The sequence below is a fragment of the Commensalibacter sp. B14384M2 genome, assembly GCF_016101865.1.
In the GTDB taxonomy this organism is placed as follows: domain Bacteria; phylum Pseudomonadota; class Alphaproteobacteria; order Acetobacterales; family Acetobacteraceae; genus Commensalibacter; species Commensalibacter melissae.
In genome coordinates this window covers 160,255-173,333 of sequence record NZ_JACFPS010000001.1, presented here as the reverse complement: position 1 = coordinate 173,333, position 13,079 = coordinate 160,255, and the positions used below count along the sequence as shown (strand labels likewise).

Annotated in this window: 11 protein-coding genes and 1 tRNA gene; 5 read left to right on the top strand and 7 right to left on the bottom strand. The window is 38.1% G+C overall.

Features of this window, described 5'->3' with window-relative positions; translation table 11 throughout:
* Nucleotides 1-138 precede the first annotated feature (138 nt).
* A complete protein-coding gene (locus H3R33_RS00790; RefSeq protein ID WP_198184698.1) occupies nucleotides 139-1,101 on the top strand; it encodes a ribonucleotide-diphosphate reductase subunit beta in 963 nt (320 codons plus the stop codon).
* Nucleotides 1,102-1,162: 61 nt separating this feature from the next.
* Here H3R33_RS00790 and H3R33_RS00785 read toward each other — a convergent pair whose 3' ends face one another.
* From H3R33_RS00785 to guaA, 3 genes are all read right to left on the bottom strand, one after another.
* Nucleotides 1,163-2,002 carry an aldo/keto reductase gene (locus H3R33_RS00785; protein ID WP_155567207.1) on the bottom strand — a complete coding sequence of 280 codons (840 nt, stop codon included), beginning with the start codon at nucleotides 2,000-2,002 and terminating at the stop codon, nucleotides 1,163-1,165.
* Nucleotides 2,003-2,251: 249 nt separating this feature from the next.
* Nucleotides 2,252-4,171, bottom strand: a complete 1,920-nt coding sequence (locus tag H3R33_RS00780; RefSeq protein WP_198184535.1) for a ribonucleoside-diphosphate reductase subunit alpha — start codon at nucleotides 4,169-4,171, stop codon at nucleotides 2,252-2,254.
* 482 nt (nucleotides 4,172-4,653) lie between these two features.
* Nucleotides 4,654-6,231 carry a glutamine-hydrolyzing GMP synthase gene (gene guaA, locus H3R33_RS00775; RefSeq protein ID WP_110438440.1) on the bottom strand — a complete coding sequence of 526 codons (1,578 nt, stop codon included), beginning with the start codon at nucleotides 6,229-6,231 and terminating at the stop codon, nucleotides 4,654-4,656.
* Nucleotides 6,232-6,383: 152 nt separating this feature from the next.
* On the opposite strand from guaA, the gene H3R33_RS00770 reads away from it, so the two are divergent.
* From H3R33_RS00770 to H3R33_RS00760, 3 genes are all read left to right on the top strand, one after another.
* Nucleotides 6,384-6,821, top strand: a complete 438-nt coding sequence (locus H3R33_RS00770; protein ID WP_198184534.1) for a hypothetical protein — start codon at nucleotides 6,384-6,386, stop codon at nucleotides 6,819-6,821.
* A gap of 66 nt (nucleotides 6,822-6,887) precedes the next feature.
* A tRNA-Arg gene (locus H3R33_RS00765) sits at nucleotides 6,888-6,964 on the top strand.
* A gap of 169 nt (nucleotides 6,965-7,133) precedes the next feature.
* Nucleotides 7,134-7,520: a response regulator gene (locus H3R33_RS00760; protein WP_155572154.1), complete on the top strand. Its 387-nt coding sequence runs from the start codon at nucleotides 7,134-7,136 to the stop codon at nucleotides 7,518-7,520.
* A 12-nt stretch (nucleotides 7,521-7,532) separates the two neighbouring features.
* Here H3R33_RS00760 and H3R33_RS00755 read toward each other — a convergent pair whose 3' ends face one another.
* The 3 genes from H3R33_RS00755 to H3R33_RS00745 all read right to left on the bottom strand — a co-directional run bounded on the left by H3R33_RS00755 (nucleotide 7,533) and on the right by H3R33_RS00745 (nucleotide 10,469).
* Complete coding sequence (locus H3R33_RS00755; protein WP_198184533.1) at nucleotides 7,533-9,023, bottom strand: glycosyltransferase family 39 protein; 1,491 nt, start codon at nucleotides 9,021-9,023, stop codon at nucleotides 7,533-7,535.
* A 172-nt stretch (nucleotides 9,024-9,195) separates the two neighbouring features.
* Nucleotides 9,196-9,939: a polyprenol monophosphomannose synthase gene (locus H3R33_RS00750; RefSeq protein ID WP_198184532.1), complete on the bottom strand. Its 744-nt coding sequence runs from the start codon at nucleotides 9,937-9,939 to the stop codon at nucleotides 9,196-9,198.
* 35 nt (nucleotides 9,940-9,974) lie between these two features.
* Nucleotides 9,975-10,469 carry an Lrp/AsnC family transcriptional regulator gene (locus tag H3R33_RS00745; RefSeq protein ID WP_110438445.1) on the bottom strand — a complete coding sequence of 165 codons (495 nt, stop codon included), beginning with the start codon at nucleotides 10,467-10,469 and terminating at the stop codon, nucleotides 9,975-9,977.
* A gap of 126 nt (nucleotides 10,470-10,595) precedes the next feature.
* Between H3R33_RS00745 and trxB the strand changes: the two genes are divergently transcribed.
* Complete coding sequence (gene trxB, locus H3R33_RS00740; protein ID WP_198184531.1) at nucleotides 10,596-11,558, top strand: thioredoxin-disulfide reductase; 963 nt, start codon at nucleotides 10,596-10,598, stop codon at nucleotides 11,556-11,558.
* Between the two features lie 53 nt (nucleotides 11,559-11,611).
* Here the strand turns inward: trxB and H3R33_RS00735 are convergent, their stop codons facing one another.
* Nucleotides 11,612-13,048, bottom strand: coding sequence for a mannose-1-phosphate guanylyltransferase/mannose-6-phosphate isomerase (locus tag H3R33_RS00735; protein WP_198184530.1), 1,437 nt, complete (start codon nucleotides 13,046-13,048; stop codon nucleotides 11,612-11,614).
* Nucleotides 13,049-13,079: the final 31 nt, after the last annotated feature.

Genomic DNA, 13,079 nt, shown 5'->3' with positions numbered 1-13,079 from the left:
TATAAAACACTATATATCGATATTAAATTTATTTATATGACTATATATTGATAAAAGAGCATAATTAAATCATAAATCACCCAAGGAGTTAAAACTGTGGAAAAGCAAGATTCAAAACCAGCACAAACACATAATCTGATGACGTATAACCCAGTTTACAAACCCTTTCATTATCCTTGGGCCTATGATGTATGGCTGACCCAACAGAGACTACATTGGTTACCTGAAGAGGTTCCATTGGCAGAAGATGTCAAGGACTGGCATAAAAAATTGACCAAACCCGAACGGAATTTGATCACCCAAATCTTTCGATTCTTTACGCAATCAGATGTCGAGGTAAATAATGCCTATATGAAATATTACAGCCAGGTATTCAAACCTATTGAGGTTCTTATGATGCTGTCAGCATTCTCCAATATCGAGACGATTCATATCGCGGCATATAGTTATCTTCTTGATACTATTGGTATGCCGGAAGTCGAATATTCTGCTTTCCTCAAATATAAGGAAATGAAAGACAAATATGACTACATGCAGAATTTTTCAATTGATAATCCACTCGAAATTGCCAAAACAATGGCGGTTTTCGGAGCATTCACTGAAGGATTACAATTATTCTCATCCTTTGCCATCCTTATGAACTTTCCACGTTTTAATAAATTAAAAGGAATGGGGCAGATTATTTCGTGGTCAGTAAGAGATGAAACATTACATTGCCTATCCATTATCAAGCTTTTCCGTACGTTCATTCAAGAAAATCCCCATTTGTGGACGGAAAACTTTCAACAAGAGCTGATCCATATATGTAAAACTATCGTTGAACATGAATTTGCCTTTATTGACCTAGCTTTCGAAATGGGTTCCGTCGAAGGACTAACCGCACAGGATGTCAAAAATTATATTTGTTTCATTGCCAATCGCCGCTTAACACAGTTAGGTCTGGATACAATTTACGATATTGATAAAAATCCGTTACCCTGGATGGATGAAATGCTCAATGCTGTTGAACATACCAATTTCTTTGAAAATCGTGCCACCGAATATAGCCGAGCCGCCACAGAAGGAACCTGGGAAGAAGCTTTTGAAAGCATGACAGTTTAGGAATTCCCTGTTATTCCTCAGGGTCAAATAGATATTAATCCTGAGGGAATAATATTAAGAATTAAAATTCTTCATATTTTGAGGGATCCTGTCCTTTTAAACGACCATCTGGTTTTGATAATGCATCAATTTTTTGCATATCTTCTGTCGTAATATCAAAATCAAATATGTCAAGATTTTCCTTTTGCCTTTGATCTGATGTTGCTTTTGGAATGGGAACAACACCAAGCTGGACATGCCAGCGCAAAATTAGTTGTCCTACCGACTTATGATAATTTTTGGCAATTTCTTTCAGGATCGGGTGTGTCAACAGATCATTGGCACGGCCCAGTGGACTCCAGGCCTCTGTAACAATTCCCAATTTTTTATCATAGGCACGCTGTTTTGCCTGGGAGAAATATGGATGCAATTCCACTTGGTTAATACTTGGTGTCACCCCTGTTTCCTTAATAATACGATCAAGATGCTCAGGCAGGAAATTTGAAACACCTATGGATTTAATCATCCCTCTTTTTTTCGCCTCGACCAGAGCTTCCCAGGCTTCAAGATATTTTCCTGTTATCGGGTTAGGCCAATGAATCAAATATATATCATAATAATCAAGCTGTGCACGATATAAAGATTCCTCAATCGTTAACAATGCCTGATCATATTGATGACGACGTCCTGGTAATTTGGAAGTGATTCGCAACTGATCACGGGAAATTCCACATTGTCGGACCGCTTCACCAACAGCACCTTCATTTTCATAATTAAAAGCTGAATCCAACAAACGGTAACCATTATGAATGGCACTGATGATAGATTTTACCCCTTCCCTACCGTTAAGTTTGTAAGTGCCAAATCCAACAGCAGGAATATTCGTCCCATCATTTAATTTAATTTGAGGAATAGATGACATTCAATATGTGTCCTTTTTACAAAAAATATTAAAGACAAAATCAATATTTCGATTGATATCATAAATAGATGTCTGTTTAAAAAGCAATATCATCTTGTTTATAAATGAATATCACCTATATCGGCCAAAAATCTTCCTAAATCTTAAAATATTAAGGATATAGAAAGAATAAAATCCGTTTAGATCAGACTTTTGTTTGCCCAGTTAACAAAAAAGACCTTTTCTTCTAAAAAGGCCTTCAAACCAATATTATTGACAAGATAGACATTCTTCATAACTTGTCGAGGTATCAGCCTGTATCTGATCACCTCTATTTAAAATATCCTCTTTAACTGCCAAATTACTAACAGTATCTGCACGCTGGATAGAAAGAGAACGGCAATAATACAGAGATTTCATTCCTTTTTTCCATGCCTGATAATGCATCATATGTAAATCACGCTTGTGAACATTGGCTGGAACAAATAAATTAACTGATTGAGACTGACAGATAAAAGGTGAACGGTCAGCAGCATGTTCAATGATCCAACGTTGATCCAACTCAAATGCTGTTTTGTAAATATCCTTTTCATCCTGAGTCAGAAAATCAAGATGTTGAACACTCCCTTTGTTTAAAGTGATAGAAGACCAGACCGCATCAGTATCCTGGCCTTTTTCCTGCAATACCTTACGTAAATGCCTATTTCTTACGGTAAAGGAGCCTGATAAGGTTTTCTGCAAAAATACATTGGCCGTAATTGGTTCAATACCGGGACTTGCATTTCCCGCAATAATCGAAATGGAAGCCGTTGGCGCAATCGCAATCTTGTTTGAAAAGCGCTCATTAATGCCATAATCGGCGGCATCCGGACAAGGTCCACGCAAATTCGCCAGGGTAACGGATGCCTTGTCCGCTTCCTGACGTATATGCTGAAACATTTTCTTGTTCCATACTTTTGCCATAACGCTTTCAAACGGAATTTTATGAGCTTGAAGAAAAGAATGAAAACCCATTACACCCATACCAACGGAACGTTCACGTGCAGCAGCATATCTTGCACGTTCCATTTCGTCAGGAGCATGATCAATGAAATCCTGCAAAACATTATCAAGAAACAACATGACATCCTGGATAAATTGTGGGTTTCTTGACCATTGATCCCAATATTCAAGATTTAAAGAGGAAAGGCAACAAACAGCCGTCCGTTCCTTTCCTTTATGATCTATTCCTGTAGGTAACGTAATTTCAGCACAAAGATTAGAGGTTTTTACTTCCAGTCCAGCCAGTTTATGATGTTCAGGACGGGCATTATTCACCGTATCGGAAAAGACAATATAAGGCTCACCCTGTTCAATTCGTGTCGTCAGCAGCCTGATCCACAAAGAACGGGCAGAAATTTTCCTAATGACTGACTGATCTTTTGGGGAGACAAGCGCCCATTCCTCATTATTTTCAACTGCACGCATAAAAGCGTCAGAAATTAGAACACCATGATGTAGATTCAAGGCTTTACGATTGGGATCTCCACCCGTTGGTCTGCGTAATTCAATAAATTCCTCAATTTCAGGATGCCAGATAGGCAAATAAACAGCTGCTGAACCCCGTCTCAAAGATCCCTGACTAATTGCCAGGGTCAGGCTGTCCATCACCCTTATGAATGGAATGACACCTGAAGTTTTGCCATTCCGACTAACATTTTCACCAATAGAACGCAAATTTCCCCAATAAGATCCAATTCCCCCGCCACGAGAGGCAAGCCAGACATTTTCATTCCACAGTTCAACAATTCCCTTCAGGCTGTCTTCCGCTTCATTCAAAAAACAGGAAATAGGCAACCCTCTGGCCGTCCCACCATTTGACAGTACTGGAGTGGCCGGCATAAACCAATGCTGAGACATATAGTCATATAAACGCTGGGCATGTTCCGCATCATCCCCGTAGTAGGAAGCCACCCTTGCAAACAGCTCTTGGTAGCTTTCACCCTCAATAAGATAACGGTCATCAAGCGTCGCTTTACCAAAATCTGTCAATAAAGCATCACGAGAATGATCTAATTTAACCTGATAACGCCCATACAACTGTATTTTTCCTGCCAAGGCATCTGTAAAAAGAGAACCATTATCTGTTTTACCTTTTCCAGCATTGGCAACAGGCTTTTTTTCAAGCAGATCAACTGGGGTCACAACCATATCCTCGCAAAACAACAAACCTTTAAGGATTTTACATCCTTACTATACCATTATAAAATTTTAAATGTAATGGTAAATTTCTATATATAGTATATAAAAAAACATACATACCTATATGATGATATAAAATCAACATAACATTAGGCTTGACATGCAAGATTTTGATAAAAACAAAAACTTTAATTTTACAATCGAAAAAGATCAGAAATGATAACAATATGGTATAATATAGGTCAGACTTTATTGGTTTAACAATATATTTAATTTTAAAATTTTTTTTAAATATATTAGCCAGATACCTCTGTATATTTATCGAGTTTAAAAAATAGAATGGCTATACAATTATATTGTCATAAATTCCTTATATAAAAAAACAAGTCTATAACTTGTCAATGCGTAACCTGAACAATAGATAGCACCCCAATTAAACCTATGAAATAATTGAGGTGACACTTTCTCAAGATATTGATTATCTTGCAATCTTATTCCCATTCAATTGTTCCGGGTGGTTTTGATGTAATATCATAAGTTACACGATTAATGCCTTTGACTTCATTAACAATCCGCCCCGCCACTCTGGTAAGGAATTCCATATCAAAAGAATAAACATCGGCAGTCATACCATCCACACTTGTAACAGCCCGCAATGCACAAGCCTGATCATATGTTCGGCTATCCCCCATAACGCCAACCGTACGAATAGGCAACAAAACAGCAAACGCTTGCCAAATTTTGTCATATAACCCAGCCTTGCGAATTTCATCCAAATACACGGCATCAACACGACGCAACAAATCAAGCCGTTCACGCGTAATGTCCCCTAAAATTCGTATGGCAAGACCTGGTCCTGGAAATGGATGACGACCAACAATATTTTCTGGAATACCCAATTCCCGACCCAAATCCCTGACTTCATCCTTGAAAAGTTCACGTAAAGGTTCGACAAGCTTCATATTCATCCGTTCAGGCAATCCACCCACATTATGATGAGACTTAATAGTTACTGATTTTCCCGTGACACTGACGCTTTCAATAACATCCGGATAAAGGGTACCCTGAGCCAGAAAATCAGCCCCACCCAGTTTTTGCGCCTCCTGTTCAAATACCTCGATAAACAAACGGCCAATGGTTTTACGTTTAACCTCTGGATCGGTTACTCCAGTCAATTCTTTCAGAAACAAGTCAGACGCGTCTTTAGCAATCAAATGAATATTAAATTTCTCTTTGAATGTTTTAACAACCTCGTCCGCTTCATTTTGACGCAGCATGCCGTGATCGACAAAAATACAGGTTAGCTGATCTCCAATAGCTTCATGAATCAATACAGCTGCCACTGCGGAATCAACCCCACCTGATAAACCGCAGATGACTTTTTTGTCACCAACCTTTTGACGAATACGTTCAATTTCCAAATTACGAAAACCGGCCATGGTCCAATTACCCTGACACCCGGCAATATTATGCGTGAAATTCTTTAATAATGCGGCACCGTGAGGTGTATGAACAACTTCAGGATGAAACTGAACACCATAATAGTGACGATCCTCATCAGCAATCATGGCATAGGGTGCACCCTCACTAACCCCTACCACCTTGAATCCGGGGGGGATTTTTGTAACTCGATCACCATGACTCATCCATACTTGTTCACGGTTCCCCTTTGACCATACACCCTGACATAACGCACTATCCTCAAGAATTTTAACATACGCACGGCCAAATTCACGGTGGTCACCGGATTCCACCTGTCCACCCAATTGATGACACATTGCCTGTTCACCATAACAAATTCCCAATACGGGAACCTTTAATGTAAAAACTTCATTCGGAATCCTTGGGGCATCCATTTGAGTGACGCTGGAAGGGCCGCCAGATAAAATAATCCCTTTTGGTGCAAATGAACGAATCTTTTCATCATCACTCGTATAAGGCCATATTTCGCAATAAACGCCACTTTCTCTTATTCTGCGTGCAATCAACTGGGTTACCTGACTGCCAAAATCAAGAATAAGAATCTTTTCTTGATGTAAAGATTGTTCCAATTCGCTTACCTGGGTCATTTTTATCAATCACTTCCTCTTTCAGTAAAATACGTTTTCATATCACAAATAGATAAAAAAAATGTAAATTAAACAATTTATCTGAAAAAAAACTATTTCTCCTTTATATAGAAATAAATTCCTTTTCATATTTTTTCACTCTGGAGCATTCCGTGATCAAGTATCGCCTGAAATTAGTCCATCGCAAAATACGGATTATCCCTATTTTTATATTAGTGTTGACTGCTGCCTGCAGTCATTTAGCCGAAGACCACCCCACAGGAATATGGTTAGGCAAAATGGAAACACAACAGGGAATTTGTCCACATGATCGTATGGCCGCCCTGAGAATCGATAAAAAGAAAATATTGTTTTCACCTGATAATGGGGCATTGGTCTTGACAGGTATCTATCACAAAAAGGAACATCCAAGACATCTTGTCGCTATCCTCCACCGTACGGATATGGATCATAAACCCTACGATCTCATTTTTGAAGGGAAAGCCAAGGATAAAAATATAATTGGAACCTATGGAACTCCTGACTGTCGGGCGACAATTACCTTTTATCGTCCACATCATTACGGCTTATCAAACGCTATTGCACATTAAAATCACAAAAAGTTAAAAAAACACTTGCAGAGGGGAAAAAGATCGGTTAAAAGCCTAGGGCAAGACGCACCCGTAGCTCAACTGGATAGAGCACCAGACTACGAATCTGGGGGTTATGGGTTCGATTCCTGTCGGGTGCGCCACTTAAATTAGAGGTCAATTTCATAACTAGATTGAAAACCTGATTAAAAAGTTAAAATAAGCTTTATTAATATTATTTAACTACTCCTTTATACATATTAAATTATACTTTATTTATACGTTTTTTTTTGGTATAAAGATAAAAAAGTAATTTTTTTGATAGATTTCTAAATGCTTTCTAATACGTCTCTTCTTATTATAGAAGATCATCCTGAAATATGCGATCTTATTAAGTTAAGCTTTGCCAATCGAATTCCGACAATTCAACTGGCACATTCTCTTGCTGAAGCTGCTGAACTAATCAAAGAAACTTCATTTACCCTCATGATTGTCGATGTTTATTTACCTGACGGGGATCCATATCCGCTGATTCTTAAAATGTTGCAAAAAAAATGCAGGGTACTTTTGATGAGTGGAAATTTTCAAATCAACCAGCGTATTAATGATTTACCATTTCCACGTATTGAAAAACCATTCAGGATAAAGAATTTAATTAAAAAAGTGGAAGAAACCGTTTCCAACCCTTTATCAGATGAATTGATAGAACTCGCTTCCTAATTGAAATTTTCATTAGGGCAGATAAACGATTTCATGCTGGTTAGCATTTGAATAATTTAACTCTACTTTATAGATATTATAGGTTTCCGCAATTCTCTGTTTGATTCTTCTTACGACAATCCCCTGTTTTTCTGAATTTAAAAAATAAACTGAAGGTGGCATATCTTTGCGACGCTGTGTACGAATTAAATAGCCATTTTTCCCATGGTAATCAGCTAAAGCAAAATATTTCCAGCGTCTATCAACCAGAATAATTGGATGATGCACCTCATAAAATGCCAATTCTGCAGCTATGCCATATTCATCGACAATTATTGGAACTGAATCAGGAATTTGACATGAAACCACTTTAGCTAATTCAGCCCACCCCCCCAATCGTTTTAACATGAGATCATATTTTGCCGGAATTGGAAAATATGCAAAAACCGATTGAATGTAAATCAAACCAACCATTATATTCCCGAGGATACAGGCTGACTTGATAAAACGATGAAAATAAATTGCCGTTATGACAGACAGGACCGGATATAATATTCCCATCCAGTTGGCCTGTACACGATCCCCAAAGGCATGCTGAACAAATACACAAACTGGAATAATAACCCATAACCACAATAAAAAATCATTCTCCGCTTTACTCTCCCAAACAATTTTTGTCAGTTTAATCATGGCCCAACAAAAACAAACAAAAAGAATGGGAGTGGCCAATCCGATCTGGCCGATCATTAATTCAGACAAAAACTGAACCGCACGACTGGGATGCCAATCCGCTGTTCTTCCACCCTGTTTTAAAAAACTGATCCATTGATGTCTTGAATTCCAAATAATCACGGGTAAGAAAATAAGTATCGTTAAAAACAGCCCTCCCCATAATTTCCAGGATTTTAAAGAAGATCGACCCAAAACTGTCAGAATGCACCAAACTCCTAATCCCGCAATCATTAACAACGCAGTATACTTGCTGAGCAATGCGCATCCTGCAGCTATACCAATAACCAGCCACCATCCCAATTTTTGAGTGGCAATTAAACGTCCACATCCCCATATAAAAATACAAATAAAGAAAAGTAATGGAGTATCGGGGGTTATTGTTACACTACCGACGCTAATAGCGAGGGTTGTATTTAATATCACAACCGCAGTAATCGCATTTTTTTCTTTATCATGACTGGTATGACAAAAATCCAAAACACTAAAATATATAAAAACACTTCCTATCAAACCGGCAAAAGGGGCAAGAAAACGGACACCCAGAGCGGTTTTATTACCAATCCAGCATCCCAATTTTATCCACAACGCCACCATTGGTGGATGATCATAAAAACTGTAATCTAAATGATTTGACCATAACCAATAATATGCTTCATCTGGCGAAAGCGGGCTGGCGGCAGCAACCCATAAACGAATAAGTGTCACGATAGATAAACCAAACCAAAACCATAATAAACAAGGTTTTACCGTTAACTTTTTTACCCATTCAAAATCAGCTTTTACAGAACACATATCAATAACCAAAATTCATGAAATCATCTGTTTTACATATTTTAAATTATAATTCGTTATCAAGAATGATTGGATGGCCCAGTATATGAATATTTTAATTTTCGTCAGTTTTTTTGATAAATTCCTCAAAGCAGCAAAATGGATTTATCAGATTGTCATCGTTAAATTTGAATTATCTAGGATATCTTTTTAATTTTTTTTGAAGCAGCATTACAATAAATTGCATCATTATTTTTAAACCAAGTTTACTTTGTCCTGAAAAACGTTTTCGAAACTGAAAGGGAATTTCGATAACACGTATTGTAGAGGGACAGGATAATATCAAATCAAGTAATATTTTAAAACCGGTTCCTGTTAATGTCGGCATAAGATTTAAAAACAGCTTTCTTTTCAATACAAAAAAACCGCTCATTGGATCCTTTAATGGAACAGGTAAAATTTTTTGTGATAATGCAATGCCACGATCCGATAAAAATCTCCTCCAGTAATTTGCCAATCCCTGATTACTGCCACCCGATATATGACGGCTGCCAACTGCAAAATCAAAATTTCTATGAATTACAGCCTCAAGCATATCTGGCAATCGTGTCTCATCATGCTGCATATCTCCATCAATTACCGCTATATAATCAGCAGAAGAGGATAAGACACCATCAATCACTGCAGACGACAAGCCTCTTTTGTTAACTCTAAGTATTCCACGTGCCCTTATATCTTGTCTGGCAAGTTTTCTAATCTCTTCAATTGTACCATCCGGAGAATTATCATCGACATAAATAGCCTCCCATCGCCACCCTACCAAAGCCGTTTCTAAAGCTCTAAAAAGAGGAAGGACATTATTTTTTTCATTATAACACGGAACAATAATACTAACTTCCGCGCCTATCGCTTTTTCTGAAGCGGATAAATATTTCATTTTTCAATAAAAGTTTACATTTGATCATCCAGTATTTATTTGGATATATCTGGATGATCGTATTCCAATGGAACGCCATGTCGATTAAAGCTGGTATGAATAACTTGTAATGTCTGAACCCTGGCAATGTGAGGATGCGTTATCAATTCATGCGTTATTCTATTTTCATCTTCGGTATTTCGCGCAATAAAACGAATTAAGAAATCAACGCCACCACGCACCATATGACATTCCCTTACCTCGGGAATATCCGCCATTTCCTTTTCAAATTCTTTTAATATGGCCTCTTTCTGGCTATCAAGACCAACCAGCACAAATACTGATAGGCACCATCCTACAGATTTCATATCGATATCCGCATGATAACTTTGAATAACCCCCATCGTTTCCAGACGTCTTACCCGCCTTAAGCAGGGGGGAGCAGAAATACCAACTCTTTGTGCCAATTCAATATTTGTTATTCGCCCATCTTTTTGAAGCTCATCTAAAATGAGCCAGTCAATTTTATCAAGATCCGCTGCCTGATTCATAAATCGATTATCCTACCAAAACTTTCACTTTGTATAATTTAACAATTTATTCTTTAAACAATAGTTTCTTATTATACTATAGATGACTTATATATAAAAAATCTTTGTAATAATAGGACGAATAATATGGGTGAGACATTTCTTACGGATTTATTAATTATTGGGGCAGGCCCAGCGGGATACACAGCGGCAATCTATGGAGCCAGGGCAAATCTAAGTCCAACTCTCCTAACTGGATTACAGCCCGGTGGTCAGTTGACCATTACCAATGAAATCGAGAATTTCCCTGGTTTTGCTGATCCCATACAAGGCCCCTGGTTGATGGAACAGATGGCTCAACAAGCCATAAATGTTGGCGCCAAGATTATCAATGACAGCGTAACAAGGTGCTCCCTTCAACATAAACAAAAAGAAAATAATTATTTCATATTTCAAACCGATATGGGAAATACCTACAAAGCAAAAACCGTCATCATTGCTACAGGTGCCCAAGCCCGTTGGCTGGGTCTTGAGGCTGAAAAAAAACTGCAGGGATTTGGTGTTTCCGCCTGTGCAACCTGTGATGGATTTTTTTATCGTGGTAAACAGGTTGCGGTAATTGGTGGAGGAAATACCGCTGTTGAAGAAGCTCTTTATTTAACCCATCATGCAGCTCATGTTTTCCTCATTCATCGTCGCAACAGTTTACGGGCGGAAAAAATCCAACAAACACGCCTCATGAAAAATCCAAAAGTTACGATTATCTGGAATAGCGTTGTAGAGGATATTTTGGCGGAAAATAATCCTCCTTCTGTTACAGGACTTACATTAAAAAATACACTTACAAAAGAAATAAGCCAATTGCCTGTTGATGGTGTTTTTATAGCAATCGGTCACACACCAAATACAGAACTTTTCAAAAATCAAATTGATCTTGATGAGGAAGGCTATATACAAACAACACCGGGAACGACAAAAACATCTGTTCCTGGCATATTTGCCGCTGGAGATGTTCAAGACAAAATCTACCGTCAAGCGATCACCGCAGCAGGCTCAGGATGCATGGCTGCACTTGAAGCTGAACGTTTCCTTTCCGCTTCAGAAGGATGAATATCGAAAAATAGAGGTAAAATATCTGGATTTTCTGAATAGTCGTATCGTATTCATACAATACGATGATACTGATCATCCAGTCTTACAATATCACTTTCATCAAGATAAGAACCAGATTGTACTTCAATGACAATTAAAGGTATATCACCCGCATTTTTCAATCGGTGCACCATTCCCAGAGGAATGTAAACACTTTCGTTTTCATGCAGAAATATAACTTCATCTCCACGGGTTACCTCAGCAATACCGGAAACAATAACCCAATGTTCTGAACGATGATGATGTTTTTGCAGAGAAAGCTGCGCTCCAGTTTTTACAATAAGCTGTTTGACAAGAAACCGTTCTCCATGTGCCAACGTTTCATAATGCCCCCAGGGTCGATAACATTGGTTATGCCGAATAGCCTCCTGTTGTTTTACAGCATTCAATTTTTGAACAATTTTCTTAACATTTTGCGATTTGTTTCGATCAGAAACCAAAACGGCATCTTTTGTCACAATTACAACAACATTATCTATATCATTAACAGCCGCTACCATTTCTTCAGAACGAATATAGCTATTATGCGTGTTTTCTAGGAATACATTCCCTATAACCACATTCCCTGACCGATCCTTCTGGCTTACATTCCATAATCCATTCCAGCTTCCGATGTCTGACCAGACAAGATCGGCAGATACTACGACCATGGCTTTTGTTTTTTCGGCAATGGCATAATCTATTGAAAGATCAGGGACCTTTATGAAATCATCATATAATATACGCTCGAAATATAAATCTGACTGTCTATTGTCAACAGCCTTTTTAACCAAGTATAGTAATGTTGGGGTATAATGTTTCATTTCCTGCAACATCGTTTGTGCAGAAAACATGAACATGCCCGAATTCCATAAATATCCTCCCGTCTCAACCATTAGCTGAGCCTGTCGAATATCAGGTTTTTCAGTAAAAGCCTTTACGGCATAAATATTCTTGATCTTATCAATAACTGTACCTTTCTCAATATATCCATATCCTGTTTCTAAACGTGTAGGTTGAATGCCGAAAGTTACAATTTTCCCGTTTTGTGCAAAAGCGGCTGTCTCTTCTACCAATTTCACCAGTTTTGGAACATCTTGAATATATGCGTCTGCCGCCATTACCCATAAAATTGTCTGAGCATCCAGTTCATTCGCCAACAAACTTGCAGTTGCTATGGCTGGTGCTGAATTTCGTCCAACTGGTTCCAAAACAATACGGGCATTTTCAACACCAATTTCCCTCAATTGCTCTGCAATCAAGAAACGATGATCCTGATTGCAAATAACGATTGGCTCTAAAAAAATATCCCCTTTACCGCGTAAAACCGTGTCTTGAAACATGGATTTTTCAGTAATAAGGGGCCATAACTGTTTAGGGAAACTGGCACGAGACAGGGGCCATAACCGACTACCTGTGCCACCTGACAAAATAACAGGAACAATTTTCATTATGGATGTATCCTGCATTGCTGTTTCCTTATTATAATGTTTTAAAATT